This is a genomic window from Natronorubrum sulfidifaciens JCM 14089 (assembly GCF_000337735.1).
Classification (GTDB): domain Archaea; phylum Halobacteriota; class Halobacteria; order Halobacteriales; family Natrialbaceae; genus Natronorubrum; species Natronorubrum sulfidifaciens.
Genome location: NZ_AOHX01000039.1, coordinates 84,071 through 102,352 on the forward strand (window position 1 = coordinate 84,071; position 18,282 = coordinate 102,352).

The 18,282-nt window shown below is 63.3% G+C and carries 19 protein-coding genes and 1 tRNA gene; 13 read left to right on the plus strand and 7 right to left on the minus strand.

The window, feature by feature from the left end; genetic code table 11:
- Positions 1-30: 30 nt before the first annotated feature.
- Complete coding sequence (gene rnhB / locus C495_RS10295) at positions 31-690, minus strand: ribonuclease HII (RefSeq protein WP_008162619.1); 660 nt, start codon at positions 688-690, stop codon at positions 31-33.
- A 131-nt stretch (positions 691-821) separates the two neighbouring features.
- Positions 822-2,201 (minus strand): tRNA pseudouridine(54/55) synthase Pus10, encoded by a 1,380-nt coding sequence (locus C495_RS10300; RefSeq protein ID WP_008162620.1) that lies wholly within the window; start codon positions 2,199-2,201, stop codon positions 822-824.
- Positions 2,202-2,294: 93 nt separating this feature from the next.
- Here C495_RS10300 and C495_RS10305 point away from each other — a divergent pair, with 93 nt between their 5' ends.
- From C495_RS10305 to C495_RS10315, 3 genes are all read left to right on the plus strand, one after another.
- Positions 2,295-3,401 (plus strand): S1C family serine protease, encoded by a 1,107-nt coding sequence (locus tag C495_RS10305; protein WP_008162623.1) that lies wholly within the window; start codon positions 2,295-2,297, stop codon positions 3,399-3,401.
- Between the two features lie 299 nt (positions 3,402-3,700).
- Positions 3,701-3,892, plus strand: coding sequence for a DUF7511 domain-containing protein (locus tag C495_RS10310; RefSeq protein ID WP_008162625.1), 192 nt, complete (start codon positions 3,701-3,703; stop codon positions 3,890-3,892).
- Positions 3,893-3,898: 6 nt separating this feature from the next.
- The gene (locus tag C495_RS10315; protein WP_008162627.1) at positions 3,899-4,087 is read left to right on the plus strand and encodes a hypothetical protein; all 189 of its coding nucleotides are present in this window, start codon (positions 3,899-3,901) and stop codon (positions 4,085-4,087) included.
- A gap of 44 nt (positions 4,088-4,131) precedes the next feature.
- Here the strand turns inward: C495_RS10315 and C495_RS18110 are convergent, their stop codons facing one another.
- Positions 4,132-4,305: an HVO_A0556 family zinc finger protein gene (locus tag C495_RS18110; protein WP_008162629.1), complete on the minus strand. Its 174-nt coding sequence runs from the start codon at positions 4,303-4,305 to the stop codon at positions 4,132-4,134.
- Positions 4,306-4,513: 208 nt separating this feature from the next.
- Between C495_RS18110 and trmY the strand changes: the two genes are divergently transcribed.
- A complete protein-coding gene (gene trmY, locus C495_RS10320) occupies positions 4,514-5,110 on the plus strand; it encodes a tRNA (pseudouridine(54)-N(1))-methyltransferase TrmY (protein ID WP_008162633.1) in 597 nt (198 codons plus the stop codon).
- A 78-nt stretch (positions 5,111-5,188) separates the two neighbouring features.
- A tRNA-Pro gene (locus C495_RS10325) sits at positions 5,189-5,261 on the plus strand.
- 193 nt (positions 5,262-5,454) lie between these two features.
- On the opposite strand, the gene C495_RS10330 is transcribed toward C495_RS10325, so the two are convergent.
- Complete coding sequence (locus C495_RS10330) at positions 5,455-6,264, minus strand: hypothetical protein (protein WP_008162635.1); 810 nt, start codon at positions 6,262-6,264, stop codon at positions 5,455-5,457.
- Positions 6,265-6,423: 159 nt separating this feature from the next.
- The gene (locus tag C495_RS10335; RefSeq protein ID WP_008162637.1) at positions 6,424-7,389 is read right to left on the minus strand and encodes a transcription initiation factor IIB; all 966 of its coding nucleotides are present in this window, start codon (positions 7,387-7,389) and stop codon (positions 6,424-6,426) included.
- A gap of 341 nt (positions 7,390-7,730) precedes the next feature.
- Between C495_RS10335 and C495_RS10340 the strand changes: the two genes are divergently transcribed.
- Together C495_RS10340 and C495_RS10345 are read left to right on the plus strand one after the other, a co-directional pair.
- Entirely contained in the window at positions 7,731-8,462 is a 732-nt protein-coding gene (locus C495_RS10340) for a hypothetical protein (protein ID WP_008162639.1), read from the plus strand.
- A 155-nt stretch (positions 8,463-8,617) separates the two neighbouring features.
- Positions 8,618-10,063, plus strand: coding sequence for a DUF4397 domain-containing protein (locus C495_RS10345; protein ID WP_008162641.1), 1,446 nt, complete (start codon positions 8,618-8,620; stop codon positions 10,061-10,063).
- A 300-nt stretch (positions 10,064-10,363) separates the two neighbouring features.
- Here C495_RS10345 and C495_RS10350 read toward each other — a convergent pair whose 3' ends face one another.
- Positions 10,364-10,639, minus strand: a complete 276-nt coding sequence (locus C495_RS10350; RefSeq protein WP_008162643.1) for a PadR family transcriptional regulator — start codon at positions 10,637-10,639, stop codon at positions 10,364-10,366.
- A 177-nt stretch (positions 10,640-10,816) separates the two neighbouring features.
- On the opposite strand from C495_RS10350, the gene C495_RS10355 reads away from it, so the two are divergent.
- The 5 genes from C495_RS10355 to C495_RS10375 all read left to right on the plus strand — a co-directional run bounded on the left by C495_RS10355 (position 10,817) and on the right by C495_RS10375 (position 16,630).
- Positions 10,817-11,395: an NUDIX hydrolase gene (locus tag C495_RS10355; RefSeq protein WP_008162644.1), complete on the plus strand. Its 579-nt coding sequence runs from the start codon at positions 10,817-10,819 to the stop codon at positions 11,393-11,395.
- Positions 11,396-11,499: 104 nt separating this feature from the next.
- Positions 11,500-12,981, plus strand: a complete 1,482-nt coding sequence (gene tgtA, locus C495_RS10360) for a tRNA guanosine(15) transglycosylase TgtA (RefSeq protein WP_008162647.1) — start codon at positions 11,500-11,502, stop codon at positions 12,979-12,981.
- 90 nt (positions 12,982-13,071) lie between these two features.
- Entirely contained in the window at positions 13,072-15,003 is a 1,932-nt protein-coding gene (locus C495_RS10365; RefSeq protein WP_008162650.1) for a NosD domain-containing protein, read from the plus strand.
- The gene (locus C495_RS10370; protein WP_008162652.1) at positions 15,000-15,737 is read left to right on the plus strand and encodes an ABC transporter ATP-binding protein; all 738 of its coding nucleotides are present in this window, start codon (positions 15,000-15,002) and stop codon (positions 15,735-15,737) included. The genes C495_RS10365 and C495_RS10370 overlap by 4 nt, the downstream gene beginning before the upstream one ends.
- The gene (locus C495_RS10375) at positions 15,734-16,630 is read left to right on the plus strand and encodes an ABC transporter permease (protein WP_008162653.1); all 897 of its coding nucleotides are present in this window, start codon (positions 15,734-15,736) and stop codon (positions 16,628-16,630) included. Before C495_RS10370 ends, C495_RS10375 begins: the two co-directional genes overlap by 4 nt.
- A 147-nt stretch (positions 16,631-16,777) precedes the next feature.
- On the opposite strand, the gene C495_RS10380 is transcribed toward C495_RS10375, so the two are convergent.
- The gene (locus C495_RS10380; RefSeq protein WP_008162655.1) at positions 16,778-17,371 is read right to left on the minus strand and encodes a nitrous oxide reductase accessory protein NosL; all 594 of its coding nucleotides are present in this window, start codon (positions 17,369-17,371) and stop codon (positions 16,778-16,780) included.
- Between the two features lie 99 nt (positions 17,372-17,470).
- On the opposite strand from C495_RS10380, the gene C495_RS10385 reads away from it, so the two are divergent.
- Positions 17,471-18,244, plus strand: coding sequence for a CPBP family intramembrane glutamic endopeptidase (locus C495_RS10385; RefSeq protein WP_008162657.1), 774 nt, complete (start codon positions 17,471-17,473; stop codon positions 18,242-18,244).
- The last annotated feature ends 38 nt before the right edge of the window (positions 18,245-18,282 follow it).

Below are 18,282 nucleotides of genomic sequence, written 5' to 3' on the forward strand. Positions count from 1 at the left end.
ATAAAACGGTCGCCAAGAGAGATCCACGAGTTAGAACTGTTCGAGGCCCGTCTGCTGGGCCTCGGCGAGTGCGCGCTCGCAGGTCGACCACGACGCGCGGGCACACGGCGGGAGGTCGCCGTGTTCGTCGACGTAGGACTCGAGGAACGTCTGTGTCGTTGGATCGCTGGGATAGCCGCTGCCAACGGGACCGTACTCGTCGGCGAGCGCCGCCACGTGGGCGTCGCGTTCGACTTTCGCGATGATACTGGCGGCACCGACGAGTGTCGAGTCGTCGTCAGCGCCGTGGCGGGCGTCGATCTCGAGGTCGTTCGGGGTCGAACAGGCGTCGGCCACCCGGCGAGCAAAGCGGTCGGCGTCGGTGTCACAGGCGTCACAGAGCCCCGAAACCGAGTCGTCACGGACTCCCGAAAGCACCTCGTCGATCGCCTCGGCGTGGGCCGTGACCGCAAGCGAGTTCATGTCCGTCTCCGGGTCGTCGATTCGCGTCGTCGTAATCTCGGCGACGCCGACGGCGATCTCGTCGGCCTCGCGGATGAGTGTCGCTAACTCCTCACGTCGGGCGGGTGTGAGGCGCTTTGAGTCTGCGATGCCGTCGGGAAGCACTGTTCGATCCTCGAGGAAGACGGCTGCAGCGAACATCGAACCGAGCGCCGGCCCCTTACCTGCCTCGTCGACGCCGAATGGCATACGACATGGCTCAGCGGCGGCGATAAAAACCGTTGTGACTCGTGGGTCACACAGCCGGACTCCTGTCCGTGAGTGCTGGTGTGCCCACAGGACGGTCGCGGGCACACCGGGATGCGTTTCGCCAGCCCGTCTTACTCAGCGGCCTGCGCGGTGTCGTCCGAGTCGTCGGCTCGCGGCTCGTCGTGGAAGTACGCCTCGAGTTCGAACGGCTCGTCTTCACCTTCGACGCCGAGTACGTCCAGCGCCGTCACCTCGGCGTCAGTCTCGAGCAGGCCGGCCAGACTCGGTACCGTCCGGCCCTCGTCGCTGCTGATGAGTTCCTTGATGTAGAGGCCGCCCTCGCCATGAACCCGGACCTCGGCCCGTGTCGGCTCGAGCAGTTCGCCGTCGATGTCGTAGACGGTTCGTTCGCGCGTGAGCGAGGCTCGCCGGTGGTCGACGCGCTGTGGTGTGTCCTGATCGACCGTCGTTCCCGTGAGTTTCTCGAGTACCGCCTCGAAGTCGGCTTCCTCGATGGGGTCGGCGAACTCGACATCGGCCCGGTACTGTTTGCTCGCGTCGTGTTCTTTGACACGCTCGACCATCTCGTACGTTGCCAGTCGCAGTCCCTCGACTTCGACCGCGCCCGCCGCGGCCGCGTTGATCTCGCGCTCGAGTTCGGCCGGGTCGGGGTCGCGCACGTTCGGACGCGTGACCTCGAGGACGAACGGCCGCCCACCCTCGAGCATCAGGGCGTCGACGTCCTCGCGGCCCGCGCCGTGGAAGGTGCCTTCCTCGCCGTCCATCGCCTCGACCACGTGTGGCCGGACGACCTGCTCGACGCTCGTCTCGTACATATAGCCCGAGCCACCGCAGTAGTCACAGGGCTCCTCACCGTCGTCGCCCAGTTGAACGCCGCTGCCGCCACACTCTCGACACGGCCACTCAGTCTGTGGAATGTCGCGCTCGAGTTTGCGATAACGGCCGTAGACGAACGCGGGATTGACCTGCACGTCGACGGCGTGGCTCGTCACCGAGTCGGATTCGATCGCTTCGAGCGGGTCGAACGCCTCGAGGTCGATGACTGCGAGCACATCTGGGCGGTCGAAGTCGACGTCGGTGCCCGTTTTCGCGCCGACGCGGCGGCCGACCTCGCGGTTGCACTCCTGTTTGAGCATCTCGCCGACATCTGGCTCGAGGCCGGCATCCTCCCGAAGGAGGCGTTCGTTTTCTTCGACCAGCGGCGGCACACGGGTGCCGACCTGATAGGTGGCGAAGTCGACGCCCTCGAGGGCGTCGACGATCGTTTCGGCGATGGCATCGAACGTCCCACAGTATCCCTCACAGACCCAACACTCCTCTGGGGTGGCGGGATCGAAGTCGTCGTCGTCGGCCATCGCGACCGTCGTCCGGAGCGCCCGGCCGCGTTCGGCGTTGGTCAGTCCGAAACTCCGCTCGGCAACGGGTCGACCGAGACAGGAGTCACAGACCGCACCCGTCTCGAGTAATTCGCGGGCGTCTTCGGTGATCATAGACGGGAGTCGGGCGGCCGCGGGTAACACGTTTTCCCTTCGGACGGGCCGGCTATCCCGGACGTTCAAATGGTGTGGGTCCTATCACAGGACATGAACGACTCTCGACTTGACCGGCGTGGCTTTCTCGCACTCGCCGGGAGCGGTCTCGCTGGGGCCATCGCTGGCTGTTCTGAACCCCGGGTCGACAACTCCATGGAGGGCAGTTCCTCCGCCTCGATCGACCGGGACACCGTCGCCGAGGGCTCGGTCTACACCGAGGTCTATCGCACAGTCATCGACTCGGTCACACAGGTCCAGGTCGCCGGCATCAGCGACCCGGAAAGCGGGAGCCAGCGCCGTGGACAGGGCTCCGGCTTTCTCATCGACGACTCCCACGTCGTGACGAACGACCACGTGATCGACGGCGGCGAGTCGATCGATCTGCAGTACATCAACGGCGACTGGACGGGGACCCGACTCCTCGGGACTGACCGCTACAGCGATCTGGCTGTCCTCGAGGTCGACCACAGTCCTGAGACGGCAACTCCGCTGTCGCTGGCCACGGAACGGCCCGTTGTTGGCCAGAACGTGCTCGCGATCGGCAACCCCTACGGCCTCGAGGGCTCGATGACGAAAGGCATCGTCAGCGGAGTCGATCGAACGATCAATCCGCCCGACCGCGAGTTCTCCTTTTCGAACGTCGTCCAGACCGATGCCGCGGTCAACCCCGGGAACAGCGGCGGCCCCCTCGTCGACATGAACGGGAACGTCATCGGCGTCATCAACGCCGGCGGCGGGAACAACATCGGCTTTGCAATCTCGGCAGCGATCACCAGCCGGGTCGTCCCCGCGCTCATCGAGAACGGGTCGTACGACCACCCGTACATGGGTATCGGGATCATGACCGTCGATCGCCATATCGCGGAGGCGAACCACCTGCCGGAAGCGACCGGCGTCATCGTCACGCACGTCGCCGACGGTGAAGCCGCAGATGGCGTGCTCGAGGCGGCGACACCGCCACGGCCTGACACCCCCGTTCCGACCGGTGGTGACGTGATCTTCGCGATCGACGGCGAGCCGATCCCCGACAGACACGCGCTCTCGACGTATCTCGAACTCGAGACCAGTCCGGGCGAGACGATCGAGATCGACCTCTGGCGCGACGGCAGTGAAACTACGGTCTCGTTGACACTCGGCGTTCGACCCCCGCTCGAGTAGGCAACGGTCGTCTTGTGACCGTGCTCGAACTCTCCTGGGGCGGCCATCCCGTCGACAGCCGTGTCGATCCCGGTCGAAACCCTCACCTACACCGACCAGTGACACGACGCCGTTGGGGACCTCAATCGTAGTCCTCCCGTACACGTCGTCACCGATTTCGTTCACAGATCCGTGACTGAACGATCTGAACTGGGACGGAATCGGATGCTACCGTTGCTGTCGCCCGGATTATCGTGACGATAACAATAGGTGAAAGACTGGTAGCTGAATCCGGAGCGATCACCCATCGCCTGAGACAGATGAACACTGACGCCGATAGCTTCCCCCGCACTGACGAACCGGCGATCGAACTCGACCATGCGACCATCGAGAACGAGAACGCACCCGATGAGTGTGCGATCTTCCCGCGGGAGGCAACTGAAGACGAACTGATGACCCACTGGATCACCGCCCACGACGAGTCGTTCGTCTCGCTCGAATCAATGCGCTAGTTGATAATGCACCTGGAGAACTCCGTTACCGCTGTCGGGTTCTGGCTCGGCACTCTCCTGCCGGTCGCCTACTTCCCCGTCTTTCTCTCCGGGATCGACTCGACCGGCTCGCTCTCGGTCTTCCTCGCGCTCCTTGCACTCCACGTGACCGCCCTCGTCATCGGCCACGACTACCCCGGTTCGCGCTCACAGTGACCGACACACTCCTCTCGGTCGTGACTCGGTCGGGTGACGTCTCGCTACCACAACTGTACGTGTGGCGTCTCGCAGTTGGCACAGACCATCGCCAGATTCTCCTTGTACGTATCCCGCGTCAACTCGCCCTCGGCGCAGTACGGACAGGGTCGCCCCTCGAGCAGTCTGAGGAGTCGTGGCTCGTCGCGGCTCGCCCGGGACGACTGTGATTTCGCCATATAGGTACCCCATACCCGACCGACGGGAAACGGTTGGCCATGCCTATGCAATGTTCGTTCTCGTGACTATGCCCACAGTCGCTGTCGCAGGATCGCCTGCGAAACCGGCGCTGTTTGCGAGTTTTCACAGTATGGTGTTCGTACACGCGACCCGGACGCCGGCTCGAGAAATCGTGGCGGCTATCCCACTCGTTGTCCTCTCTTCGGTATGCGCCAGTTCGTACTCATCGCTCACGACGTGCCGACGACACCCGACTTCTCACTCGACGACCTCGCCGGCGGGGCCGGTCGCCTCGACGCGCTCTGTCGGTCGATCACCGCCTCGTTTGTCACCTCCCACGGCATTCGGGACAACGTCCGTACACATCTCATCGTGCAGGACGAACTCACGATCACGTTCGACGGCAGCGAGCTGCGGCGGCTCAATCCCGACGAACGCAGCACCGCGGCGCTCGTGCGCAAAGCCCTCGAGCACCGCGAGGACGCCATCGGCGCGCTCCCCGCCGAGCCGAGTCCCGGCATCGAACTCTACCGCCGCGGCTTCGAAGCCACCCTCGAGGCCATCGCTGCCGACGGGCCCGTCGTCCAACTGCACGAGGACGGCGACGCCGTGGTAGACGCTGATGGGCTCGAGGACCCAATCTTCGTCCTCTCGGACCACCACGATTTCACCGCCGAGGAAGAACGGGTGCTCGAGGGGGCCGTCGACCAGCGGATTCGACTCGGCCCGGAGCTGTTACACGCCGATCAGGCGATCACGGTGGCCCATCACTATCTGGATACGGACGGCTACGAGCGATTCTGAGCGGTGTAAATCGCCAGCAAGCGCCCCGATTAGAGAGGGCGAAAGCGTTATACAAATCGGTGGCGTGACTTCGACTGCGGGCCGGTGGGGTAGCTTGGTATCCTTCGGCCTTCGGGTGGCCGTAACCGCAGTTCGAATCTGCGCCGGCCCATTTCTGCCCGCGAATTCTAACCGACGAGCGAAGCGAGTCGCGTTCGTGAGTGGGCAGAAATGCAGCCAAGCAGATTCGAACACGCGAGTCGCAGCGCGCGAACGAAGTGAGCGCGACCGTCTCGCATCTGTTCGAGTCTGCACCGACGTCTTCTGCTGCGCGAGATCGAGGCGAGCGTCCCGAAACCCTGCAGTCACGACTCGTCACGTGCTGTTTCGACCCAGTCGGGAGCCACAGGATCGACATCCGTTGTCTCGAACTCGTACGTAATCTCGTGTGGTTCCGTCTCGTCAGCGACGACGCTGGTCAGCAGATATTGCAGATACGTCTCAGCACGGGTGGTGACCTCCCACGAGACGGCTGCGGACGTCACCGCGTGCGTGTCGTTGTCGACCGCGACGGTGCCCGACGCGTCCGTAATCCGATACGCCTTCGCCTCGTCGAACCAGCCTCCTTGTGGCTCGTAGATTGCCGTCTCGTCGGTTTCTTCGACTCGGTCGTACGCCGCGACGTGCAGACTCCGGGTGAACACCGAGGCCGATCCTGAAATATCGTCTGCCAGATCTTCGGACGCGTTCTCTCGCACCACGAGAACGACACTGTCACCGTCTCGTTCCGTGGAGATGAGCGCTCGAGTCTCGTCGCGTTCGATGGACTCGAGTCGACGGTCGACGGTCGAGTCGTCATCGAGCACTATTCGACCGTACGTCGCTTCACCGGGTGTTTCCTGATAGGATTCCGAGCGAACACCGTCTTGCGTCAGAGACTGGTACCGAGCCCCGTCGCCGGTCACGACGCCCTCGAGTTCGAGCGTCGACGTCCCATCGACACGTAGCGCTGCGGAGACGTGGTACTCGTCAGCATCGGAGACCGAAAACCGCTCACTCGAGGCCAGCGCCGCGTGGGATTCGTCCGTCGAAACGGGATACACCGCCGTAAAAACGAGCCCGAGACAGACGAGTGCCAGCACGCCGATCACGACACCAGCGGTTCGCCAATCCATATTTCGATCATTTTCGGGGAGGTAAAAAAGATAGCGAAGTCATGCACCCGGGTCAGCGCACACTGAGACGGACTCGAGCGAGCGACTTACGACTTGCTGACAGCGCCAAAAACCGTGGACGGTGTCTACACCGACTCACACGAAGCCGCACTCGAGTTCCTAGCTATAGATCCCCATCGCGTCGATCTGCTCTTGATACCGGTTTCGGATGGTGACTTCGGTCACTTGTGCGACGTCGGCGACCTCGCGTTGGGTCTTTTTCTCGTTACAGAGCAGCGCGCTCGCGTAGATCGCCGCGGCGGCGTAGCCGGTGGGTGACTTGCCCGAGAGCATCCCCTGTTCGGCCGTGGTGTCGATGATCTCGTTGGCTTTGGCCTGCACCTCTTCGGAGAGGTCGAGTTCGGAACAGAACCGCGGCACGTACTTTTTCGGATCGACGGGTTCCATCTCGAGGCTCAGTTCTTGGGAGATGTACCGATACGTGCGGCCGATCTCCATGCGGTCGACACGCGAGACGGCCGAGACCTCGTCGAGCGAGCGTGGGATGCCCTCCATCCGGCAGGCGGCATACAGCGTGCTCGTGGCGACGCCTTCGATCGAGCGCCCGCGGATGAGGTCCTCGCTGAGCGCGCGCCGGTAGAGGACGCTGGCGACCTCGCGCACCGAGCGCGGGACGCCGAGTGCGGAGGCCATCCGGTCGGTCTCGGAGAGGGCGAACTGGAGGTTGCGCTCGCCCGCGTCTTTCGTTCGGATGCGCTCTTGCCATTTGCGCAGCCGGTTCATCTGGTTTCGTTTGTCGGAGGACAGCGAGCGACCGTAGGCGTCTTTGTTCTTCCAGTCGATCGTCGTCGTCAACCCCTTGTCGTGCATCGTCTGAGTCGTCGGCGCGCCGACGCGGGACTTGCTGTTACGTTCGGAGTGGTTGAACGCGCGCCATTCCGGCCCGCGGTCGATGGCCTCTTCCTCGAGGATCAGCCCACAATCTTCACAGCTAACCTCGCTTTCGTCGGAGCTTCGGATGAGTGAACTCGAATCACACTCAGGACAGGTCCGAGCGCCCTCCTGCGCAGTTGTTTCGTGCTCTGTCTCATCGTCACGCGTTTTCTGGCGAGTCGGGCGCTTCATCGGTTATGTAGAGACAGTCGCCGGAGAGGGTTAAATACTGTGAGCGCTCCCAGCCACCCGAACCCGTCGTCTCCCAAGTGCCGAATCGGCGTTACACTCCTTCAAATACCTAATATCGGCTTATTAGCTGTGTAGGAACGGCCGTCAGATCGTGTCACGTGTCACGAACGGTCCAAGACGGCTGACTGTCATCTCTAGTCCACGGGCACCGACCGCGCGAGTGTCGACTCTCGGGGTGTTGGTTTCGAGACGAAACTGGTCTGGTGGCCGAGCGGACAGACGGCGACCACGGGTGCGCCGCGAGCACAACTGTTACCGGCCTTCGGTCCGTCTCGCGACCAATGGCCGATGGAGTTGACACTGCAGTCGACGAGCTTGGCGATGTCGCCGAACGACGGAACGAACTCGCAGCCCGCGTGCGAACACACGCGGGAACGATCGCTCGAGAGCTCGCCGTCTTCGAAGGTGGCGACTACGGACAGCAGACGTTCGAGACCGATGACGGCAGCTGGACGCTCAAATACGAGGCCGGCGATGTCCAGTATCTCCGATACGACCCGAACTCGGGCTCTGCGGTCTACGTCGTCTCGAGCAAGCAGCCACCGGACCCGGAGGACCTCGAGAGAGCGATGGCCGACTACGAGGCGTTCGTCGTGGCCTACAACGAGTACGCCCGATCCGCTGCCGGACTGCTCGAGGACGTCCCCGACGAGTTCCCCGCCGTCGAGTCGACAGCCGAACTGGTCGCCGAGCGCGACCGGATCGTTGACCGGATTCGGGACGTCGGAGATGCGATGGCGAGCGAGCTCTATCGGTTCGAAGGCGAGTACGGCACGTACGCGACGACGGTGTCGGGAACCCGCTGGGAGCTCAAGTGGGACGGCGATATCGCTGCCTATCTCCGAGTCGGTGGCTCGGACGGCGTCTACTTACTCTCACAGTACAGCCCGCCGGCTGCCACCGACGTACGTCGGTTCGCTGGTGACGTGGTCGCGTTCGTCGAGGCGTTCAACGACCACGTCGACGACCTCGAGGCGGACCTCTCTCACGTGTCATTCGACGACCATACATAAACGGCGCGGCTGTTCGATGACCATACGCGGGTGTAGGGTAGCGTTACGATCTGTTATGGGCGTTCTACACTGCGACGACCCGAGTAAACGAGAGGACAATCAGGGCAACTGACTGAGCTGTTTTTCGGTGTTTGGCTCCCCGTTCGATTCGTAGCATGACGCTATCACGACGCTCAACAATCAAGGCGATCGGTGTTATTGGCGCGGGAGCAACGCTCAGTGGGACAGCACTGGCCGTCAGCGAGCACGAGGACGACGAACGGGACCCCGAGGAGATGCCCGAGGACGAAGATGTCGGCGCGCTTCGCGTCGGTCACTTCTCGCCGGATGCGCCCAACGTCGACGTGTTGATCGACGGCGAACAGATCCTCGCGGACGTCGCATACGATGAGCTCTCGCCGTATCTCGAAGTCGCACCCGGAACGTACACGGTAACGATTACGGCGGCCGGCGATCCGGAGGCCGTCGTCTACGAGGAATCCGTCTCGGTCGATGCCGAGTACTATACGGCTGCCGCAATCGGCGAACTCGAGGGCGACGAGAACGGCGACGAGACTGCTCTCGACGAGAACGGCAACGGTTACGAGAACGGCGACGAGACCGCCCTCGACGAGAACGGCAACGGCTACGAGAACGGCGACGAGTACGACGACGAGGTCAGCGACTGCGAAACGGGTAACGGCTACGACGACGAGCCGAACGGCGACGAATACGACGGCGCTGACGACGAGACGGCTGCCGAAACGGAGCCAGCAGACGACGCCGACGAGATGGACGAACCTCTCGAAACCGGGACGTTCGATGTCTTGTTGCTCGTGGATGCCAGTCCGGACGACGTCGAAGAGGGAACCTCACAGGTTCGAGTCGTCCACGCATCGCCCGACGCGCCGACCGTGGACGTGCGTAACGCGGCAGATGGGGCACCACTCTTCGAGGACGTCTCGTTCGGCGAGCCATCCGGCTACCTGCCGCTCGAGCCCGGATCGTACACCGTCGACATCGCGCCGGCCGAAGCAGACGACGCCGAGGCTGATGAGACCGGCGTCGACGACGCGGGCGTCGACGACACTGAAGCCGACGAGACGGAGGCTGCGGACACAGCCACAGACGAGGACGGCGTCGACGACGCCGAACAGACCGACGCGGTCGCCTCGGCCGATCTCGAGCTCGAGGAGAACACGGCGTACACGGCGTACGCGATCGGCTACCTCGAGGACGCGGCTGCCGATGCGGACGAGCCAGTGACTGACGAGGAGGACGGGCTCGCTGCTGAGGATGAGATGGGCGACGACGACGAGATGTCCACCGATGACACTGAGATGGACGACGACGAGATGGGCGAAGACGACGAGGTTGGCGAGGACGAGCGACCGTTTACCGTCCGTGTCGCTGTCGACGGCATGATGGCCGACGACGAGCCGGAACTGGAGGAAGACGTCGGTGTGGACGACGAACCGGACGATGAACCCGGCGTGGACGACGAACCCGACCTCGAGGACGAAGCGGACGAACCGGTGGACGACACCGAGCCGACAGACGAGTCAGCTGAAGACGACATGACCGACGACGCGAGTGACGAGCCGGTCGCGGCTGACGACTAATCTCGGACGGCCACGCAGAAATCAGCCACTTCGAACCGTTTTTTCGACGCGATCGGTGGCGAGTAGCCGCTGTTTTGGCTAGTGACCCACGTGACTGTCGCGTGCTCCCCAGCAGTGTCCTCTCGAACCCGGTAGCCACCGCTCAGACGGCCTGCTGTCCCGAATACGCTGTGATGGGTCGGGAATCGGCGGGCTATGCCGACAGCAGTCCGTATCTGGCACACAGGCGGTCGATCGCGCGACAGCGAGTACGCTCCGCTGGCCGAGAGCTGAAGTCGAGAACGGTCAGGAGTAGGCGTGTTAGACGTCGACGTACTGATCGACCCACTCCTGTCGGCGCTGGAGTTCACGTCTGCCTTTCGGCGTCAGCGCGTAGTAGTTCGTCCGCCGATCGAGTTGCCCTTTCTCGACGAGCTCTTTTTCGACGAGCGTGTCGAGATTGGGGTACAGCCGGCCATGGGTGACCGGCTGATCGATATAGTGGTTGATGTCGTCAAGAATCTCCTGCCCTGACGGACGGTCTTTTCCTGCGATTACGTACAGCAAGTCTCGTTGGAACCCAGTTAGCTGATCCATGGATCACCCTCTGAGTAACGACCTTCACCGATCCGTGGCTTTGTTATAGAGCAGGTACGAACGGTCCGTCGGCCAGAACGCACCACATAGGACGGAAACCGACCGCCTTCACTGGGTTCTGCTCACACACGCCCGTATGACACGGCGCTTTTGCCGATGACCCCCGTACGAGCCGGTATGCCACCCGAAGATCCACTCGCCTGGAAAACCCTCGATCGGCAGGTAGCCTACACCTGTCCGGGCTTCGATGTCGTTAACGAGTCCGTTCAGTTGCCCGACGGCACCGAAACCGAGTACGACTATCTCTCGGAGCCGGCGAGCGTCTGCATTCTCCCCTTTACCCCCGAGGGCGACGTCGTCTGTATCGAAGAATGGCGACAGGCCGTCTCCCGCATCAACCGTGGCCTCCCCGTCGGCGGTATCGAACCCGACGACGACGATCTCGAGGCCGCTGCCCGTCGCGAACTCGCCGAAGAGACCGGCCACGAAGCCGGCCGTCTCGAGCCGCTGGTGACTGTCGAGCCGGCAAACGGGATCGCCGACGCCGTGTTGCATGTCTTCGTCGCCGACGGCTGTCGACCGACGGCCGACCAACAGCTGGATCACAACGAGAGCATTCGCGTGACGCCACTCGAGTTCGAGACGGTACTCGAGGCCGTCCGAAACGGCGAGATTCGGGACGGACGGGCCGTCCTCGCGATGTCGTACTATCAGCTGTTCGAGGGCGACACGCACGAGCCGGAGCGGTCGCCCTGAGCACGGCTGCGACGGAGACGGTGGCTGTCGGCGACGTCGGCCACTCGAGTCGCTGGCAGTCGAAATCTTCACTGACTTACGTCAGACGGCCCAAGCAGCGAGCAATGCGCGAGTATTTCGAACTCCGGGACACCGACGTTGGCGGTCGAATCGGCGAACTCACCGTCCCACGGGCCGGTGTCACCGTCGAGACACCGGCGCTGTTGCCCGTTATCAATCCGAATCTGGACACGATCGCTCCCCGTCGGCTCGCCGATGAGTTCGGCGCTGAAATCCTGATCACGAACTCGTATATCATCCACGGCACGGACGACGTCCGCGAGCAGGCGCTCGAGGACGGCCTCCACGACCTGCTCGATTTCCCGGGCGCGATCATGACCGACTCGGGCTCGTTTCAGCTCTCCGAGTACGGCGAGATCGACGTCACGACCGAGGAGATCCTCGAGTTCCAACACGCGATCGGCTCCGATATCGCAACGCCGGTGGACATCCCGACGCCGCCGGACGTCTCCCGCGAGCGCGCCGAGGCGGAACTGGCGACCACACAGGACCGCCTCGAGATCGCCGACGAGATTGACACGGGCGAGATGCTCGTCAGCGCCCCCGTGCAGGGCTCGACGTATCCGGACCTCCGCGAGGCCGCGGGGCGACACGCCGACAGCACCGACCTCGACGTCTTCCCGGTCGGCGCGGTCGTCCCCCTGATGAACGACTACCGCTACGACGACATGATCGACGCCGTCGCGGCCGCCAAACGCGGACTGGGGGCCGACGCCCCCGTTCACCTCTTCGGGGCCGGCCATCCCATGATGTTCGCCCTCGCCGCGGCGATGGGCTGTGATCTGTTCGACTCGGCCGCCTACGCCCTCTACGCTCGAGACGATCGCTATCTCACGGTTCGAGGGACACGCCACCTCGAGGATCTGGATTACCTCCCGTGTTCGTGTCCCGTCTGCACGAGCCATTCGCCCGACGAGTTGCGCGCGCTGCCCGACGACGAACGCGAGACGGAACTCGGCGCGCACAACCTCCACGTCACCTTCGAGGAGATCCGCCGGATCAAACAGGCCATCCGCGCGGGCAATCTGCTCGAACTCGTCGAACAGCGCGCCCGCGCCCATCCGACGATGCTTGACGGCTACCGAACCCTGCTCGACCACGCTGCCCAACTCGAGCGTGCCGACCCCGTCTCGAAAGGATCCTTTTTCTACACCTCTCACGAGAGTGCCCGCAGACCCGAAGTCCTGCGCCACCACCAGCGTCTCGACCGACTGTCGGTCCCCGACTCGCTGTTTCTTACCGAGGGCGACGCCGCTGGCGGCGACGAGTTCGACGACTCCTGGCGGGTCGAGCCACCGTTTGGCCCGTTCCCGCGGGCGCTCTCGAAGAGCTATCCGTTGACTGCCGAGTTGCCCGACCGAACGGATCGTGCCGCACTCGAAGCCGCCGCGGACGGTGTGGCCCGACTCGCTGCAGCGAATCCGGACGCCGAGTTGACACTGGGGCATACGGGATGGCCAGCGGGCGTCCTCGAGGCGCTCCCGGACGGCGTCGAGCGAATCGATCTGACGGCCGGTCGATCGTAACCACACGTCACAGACAGGGTACAGCACTCCGTCTCACTGTTCGAGGTGTGAACCAAACTGTATATTCCGTACAGGACCTAACGCTCACCTGTGCTCGATCTCTCTCCGACGAACGTCTTTTTGGGCGTCTTTCTTCTCGCCGTACTCGGTGGGCTCGGGCTGTTCGTCGTCGATGCGGGATCGACGACCCCTGACCCCGTTGCGTTCGACGACACGGTCCCCGTCGGCCTCACGCTCGAAGACGAACGTGGCCTCGACGCTGCCGTCGAACTACCGCGTTCACAGGTGTTTTACTCCCAGTATCAGTACGTCGTGGGCTACTACGGCGTCGAGACGTTCGTCGAGACCCACCGACAGACGGAACACGAACAGCGGTTCGGTCATCCACTGGTGGTGTACGTCTCCGACTACAGCGACACCGGGATCGAGCTAACGGACGAGGGCTACCCGACGACCGATCGACAGCCCGCGTGGACCGACGCCGAAGAGGCGTGGTTCGTCGTTGACAGTGAAGCCCGAACACCGGGCGGCGAGACCGTTATTCCGTTTACGAACCGAGACGACGCGACGGCATTCGCCGAGGCACACGACGGGACCGTCTACGACTGGGAGGCCGTCCTCGAGACTTCATTCGAGCGTGACGACGCGACGGTCGCCCGCGACCGCGTCGACGACGACCAACAGCGTGCGGACGACCGTATCGATGCCACTGCAGCGTACTCCGAACGACCGACATCGGTCGTCGTCGGCGAGGACGCAGACACCGTCCAAGAGGCCATCGACGCCGCACCGGCGAACACGACGGTCGTCGTCCCGGACGGAACGTACGCGGAGACGATCGAGATCGATCGACCGATCACGCTGACCGGCGAGGGCACCGCGACGCTTGACGGCGGCGGAAACGGCACGGTCGTCACGGTCACCGCCGAGCGAGTCGCCCTCGAGAACCTCGAACTCACTGGCGTCGGGGACGTCACGAGACAGGGCGAGGACCTGCCTGTCGAGATCGATGAGGATGAGTGGGATTCGACGTTTACGCAGTACTACGCCGGTACGGATGCCGGAATCGCAGCCTACACCGCCGATGAACTTCTCATTCGGGATATCCACATCGAAACGCCCGCGAGCGGGGTGATCGCCTACGACAGCACCGACGCCGTCGCTCAGAACATCACGGTCGACGGTCCCGATGATCCCACCGACGGACTCGCCGGCATGTTGCTGTTTCAGTCGCCAAGCGTGATCGAGGACTCGACGTATCAGGGCGGGCAAAACGGGATCTACCTCTACCGCTCTCCGTCCACGGTCGTTCGGTCGAGTTCGTTCGATGGCCACCGACTGGGAATCCATCTGATGCATACGGATGATACCCTCATGACGGACAACGACCTGCAAAATCAACACAGCGCCGGTATCTACGTCATGACGGGGCCCGAGCGAAACGCGATCGTCGGCAACACGATCACCGAGTCGGCAATCGGGATCAGCGTCGGCGGCAGCGATACGTACATCGCCGACAACCTCGTCGCCGACTCCGAACTCGGCATGCGTATCGATACGACCACATCGATCTACGAAGCAAACGTGTTCGCCGGCAACGATGTCGGCGCAGACATCTCCGCCATGTTGCCGACGAACCGCGTCGTCGGCAACGACTTCGTCGCCAACGGCGACCATGCAAGCGCAACGTCGGGGCCGCTTCGGATCTGGAGTCAGGACGGCGTCGGCAACTACTGGCAGGGCGCGGCGACCATCGCCGACGACGGCCATGCTGATCTCTCGTATTCGCCGACCAACGACATCGACAAGCGACTCCACCTGACCGACGGCGTCCAGACACTCACTCGAGCACCGGCACTCCGGGCCCTTGCTGGCCTCGAGGGATCGGTGCCCGGGATGCGGACTGGCAGTATCGTCGATCAGACACCGACCTGCGAACCGAACAACCCCGACCTGCTCGACCGAACGGCGTGGGCCGATCAGGCCTGGACTTGTTATGAAACGACATACCACGAGCCATGACTGACGACACAGCGATACTCGAGGCGACTGGCATCGACCACGACTACGGAACGGTCTCCGTGCTTCAGGACGTCTCAGCGACCATCCAGAGCGGAGCCGTCACCGCACTTATTGGCCCGAACGGCTCTGGCAAGACGACGTTTATTCGTGGCCTTGCCGGCCTTCACGAGCCGACGGGTGGCGAGTTCACGTATCACGGCCCCGACACGGCACGGCAGATCGGCTATCTTCCCCAGCACCCGTCGTTTCGACCCGGCTTCACCGTCATCGAAACGCTGCAGTTTTACACTGCACTCGTCGGCGCAGATGAGGCGGATGCGATGGGGTATCTCGAGCGCGTCGGTCTCGCAGACGCGGCTGACCGCCCCGTTGAGGCGCTTTCGGGCGGAATGACGCGGCTGCTCGGAATCGCACAAGCGACGGTCGGCGATCCGCCGGTCGTCATCCTCGACGAACCCGGCAGCGGACTCGATCCGGGAATGAGTATGCACGTCTTCGATATCGCGGCGGATCTGGCCGACGACGGGATCGCAGTCTTGCTGAGCTCACACTATCTGGAACTCGTCGAACGAGTCGCAGACCACGTGTTGGTCCTCTCGAACGGCCAACTCGTCGAGCAGGGCTCGATCGAACAGCTCCACTCGAAGTTGGATGCCGACTCGCTGCGATCGGTCTACGAGACCGCGGTCGGCGGCGATCTCAGCACGGTCCACGTACAGGGTGAGCGCGCATGAGCGGCGACGTTCAATCGACGACCACCGGCACGGCTGTTCAAGACGGCGAGACGGGTGGCGAACACGCCCACCCAACGGCACCCGGCTCGAGCCAACTCTTCAAGACGATCGTCGGCCGCGAGCTTCGGACGATCGCTCGGACGCGGATGTTCTTCGTGCTCGGGATCGCGTTCGCCGCCGTCTTGCTGGGGGTCGCCTGGGTCGGCGGCAGCGTCGAGGCCGGCTACGTCCCGACCGTCGTCGACCTGCTTACCCCACTCGAGTTAGTCGTCCCGGTCGTCGCCATCGCCTTCGGCTACCGGGCGATCCTCGGCGACGAACAGCGCGGCGAACTCGACGTCCTCGAGACGTATCCCGTCTCGAACCGCGAGATCGTACTGGGCGTCTACGCCGGGAGGGCGGTCGGCCTGCTGACCACGATCATCGTGCCGCTTGTGATCGTTGCGGCCATGGTCGTGGTGTTCGAAGACGACGGACTCTCGATCTACGCGACACACTCCGGTGCCGACTCGCCGATCCTGTTCGGTCGATTTATTGTCCTGACGCTGCTGTTCGCGCTGACGATTCTCGCCGTTGCGATCGCGATCTCGGCGCTCGTCAGCGGCACCCGGAGTGCGCTGGCGCTTTCGGCCGTTGCCCTCGTCGGGCTGGTGATCGGGCTGGACCTGCTGTTGGTCTATGGGTTCTCGATCGGGTTGATCGGTGACTCGGCGTTGATCCAGTCGCTCGCGATCAGTCCACTCAGCGCCTATCGCGGGCTCGTCTTCGAGAGCGTCGTTGTCGTCGCGGCGGGGACCGGGCCGGCGGTCGCCTCACCGATCGCGAGCATCGTCGGTCTCGTCGTCTGGCTCGCAGCGTCGCTCGGTATTGCGACGTGGGCGATCGGTCGGTAGCGACCGAGCGCCCTCAAACTGACAATTGTAGACGAGTTGGGCTCAGTATACCTCGAGTGAACGACTCCATCCTACTCACTCGCGGCTATCGCTGCTCGTTCGTTGAGGAAGGGAAACTCTGTTTATTGGTGAAAATAGCGACAGCGACTACATCAGAGACATGACGAACTCCTGTGTGATGTCGTCGTGGTCGTACACTTCACCGCCGTACTCCTCCTGAAACGACTCGGCCTCGTCGGCGTCGCTGAACGGAAGAATCGACGCCCCCATCGCCCCCTCAACGTCGCTGTCCGCGACGAGGGTGAGCCCCGTGACATCCGCAAAGGCGTCGGCCTCGAGGTGGCGACTGATCGTCTCGTTTTCATCGCTCGGGTCGATTGTGTAGTCGACTGATGAGTAGTCCGTCAGGTGGATGCCTTCGGGGTCGGCGGTGGACTCGTTGTCGAAGGTGAACGCGTACGTACACAGCGAGCTACAGAACTGTGCCGGACGGTCCTCGTCGAATACCTCTGTTGGGTCCTCGTAGTGAGCCTGTCCAGCCGGGCCGGGATGGTTCCCAATGACCATCGTACACTGATCACAGCTCTGGTCCTCGTCGATACTGATCGGGTCGGGAGCGCTCGCTTCGTCACCGTCGAGACAGCCGGCGATCGAACCGAGACAGACGGCCCCCACGCCACCCAAGACGGCTCGCCGAGTCGTTTTCCGATCCGTACCGAGCGCTGTTGTCGGGTCGTTCATACCGGTTTTTGGAGGGGTCAGAGTAAACCAGATGTGGTCTAGTTCACGAAACGTCGGCTCCCCCAATGTTATTTGACCGGTGAAAGCCGACCGATAGGTATGTCCTCGAACCAGCGGCTGCCTGTCGCGGTCCCACCGAGCGTTCGTGCGCTTGGTCTCTGTCTCGTCCTCGGGGGTGCCGGCTGGCTCACCGGATTTGCGGCGACACTCGCCGTCGAGGGACACCTGCTCGTCGTCGGCTACCGTGCACAGACCGTCACACAGCTCGCGTCGTCGGTCGCGTTCAACGTCGTCGGTGCTGGCGGGCTTGCCCTGACGTATCTGCTAGTTCGTCGCAGTGGATTCGATCGTGAGTTCATCCTCGAGTTTATCCGGCTTCGCAAACCCGATCGCTGGGTGCTGGTGTGGGTTCTCGCCGGGCTGTTCGGTGCGTTCGTCGTCGCGATCGGCTATCAACTGCTCATCGACGTCATCGACCCGTTCGGTGCAGGGAGCGAGGGCACGACTCACTCTGGCATCGAACAGGGACGTGAGTATCCGTTCCTGTTGGTACTCGGGATTCCGATCGCGATCTTGCTGACTGGGCCCGGCGAGGAACTCCTCTACCGTGGCATCATCCAGTCACGCCTCAGTGAGACGTTCCCCACGGCACTGGCAGTCGTGCTCGCCGCAGTCGTGTTCGCAGTCGTCCATTTCCCCGTGTATCTGGGGAGCGATCTCGGTGCCGTCCTCATCAGTCTCGGAACCGTCACGACGCTTGGCCTCTATCTCGGCGTCCTCTATGAACTGTCGGACAACCTCATCGTTCCAGCCCTGATTCACGGTGGGTTCAACGCTGTCGTCTACCTGCAGAACTTCCTTCAGTACGTCTGACGTTTTCCAGCGCCTAACGACGCGGGACGCGGCGTCTC

Bases quoted from the DNA above. Each gene is read 5' to 3' on its own strand.
- rnhB (WP_008162619.1), bottom strand. From the start codon at position 690: ATGCCATTCGGCGTCGACGAGGCAGGTAAGGGGCCGGCGCTCGGTTCG.
- C495_RS10300 (WP_008162620.1), bottom strand. From the start codon at position 2,201: ATGATCACCGAAGACGCCCGCGAATTACTCGAGACGGGTGCGGTCTGT.
- C495_RS10305 (WP_008162623.1), top strand. From the start codon at position 2,295: ATGAACGACTCTCGACTTGACCGGCGTGGCTTTCTCGCACTCGCCGGG.
- C495_RS10310 (WP_008162625.1), top strand. From the start codon at position 3,701: ATGAACACTGACGCCGATAGCTTCCCCCGCACTGACGAACCGGCGATC.
- C495_RS10315 (WP_008162627.1), top strand. From the start codon at position 3,899: ATGCACCTGGAGAACTCCGTTACCGCTGTCGGGTTCTGGCTCGGCACT.
- C495_RS18110 (WP_008162629.1), bottom strand. From the start codon at position 4,305: ATGGCGAAATCACAGTCGTCCCGGGCGAGCCGCGACGAGCCACGACTC.
- trmY (WP_008162633.1), top strand. From the start codon at position 4,514: ATGCGCCAGTTCGTACTCATCGCTCACGACGTGCCGACGACACCCGAC.
- C495_RS10330 (WP_008162635.1), bottom strand. From the start codon at position 6,264: ATGGATTGGCGAACCGCTGGTGTCGTGATCGGCGTGCTGGCACTCGTC.
- C495_RS10335 (WP_008162637.1), bottom strand. From the start codon at position 7,389: ATGAAGCGCCCGACTCGCCAGAAAACGCGTGACGATGAGACAGAGCAC.
- C495_RS10340 (WP_008162639.1), top strand. From the start codon at position 7,731: ATGGCCGATGGAGTTGACACTGCAGTCGACGAGCTTGGCGATGTCGCC.
- C495_RS10345 (WP_008162641.1), top strand. From the start codon at position 8,618: ATGACGCTATCACGACGCTCAACAATCAAGGCGATCGGTGTTATTGGC.
- C495_RS10350 (WP_008162643.1), bottom strand. From the start codon at position 10,639: ATGGATCAGCTAACTGGGTTCCAACGAGACTTGCTGTACGTAATCGCA.
- C495_RS10355 (WP_008162644.1), top strand. From the start codon at position 10,817: ATGCCACCCGAAGATCCACTCGCCTGGAAAACCCTCGATCGGCAGGTA.
- tgtA (WP_008162647.1), top strand. From the start codon at position 11,500: ATGCGCGAGTATTTCGAACTCCGGGACACCGACGTTGGCGGTCGAATC.
- C495_RS10370 (WP_008162652.1), top strand. From the start codon at position 15,000: ATGACTGACGACACAGCGATACTCGAGGCGACTGGCATCGACCACGAC.
- C495_RS10375 (WP_008162653.1), top strand. From the start codon at position 15,734: ATGAGCGGCGACGTTCAATCGACGACCACCGGCACGGCTGTTCAAGAC.
- C495_RS10380 (WP_008162655.1), bottom strand. From the start codon at position 17,371: ATGAACGACCCGACAACAGCGCTCGGTACGGATCGGAAAACGACTCGG.
- C495_RS10385 (WP_008162657.1), top strand. From the start codon at position 17,471: ATGTCCTCGAACCAGCGGCTGCCTGTCGCGGTCCCACCGAGCGTTCGT.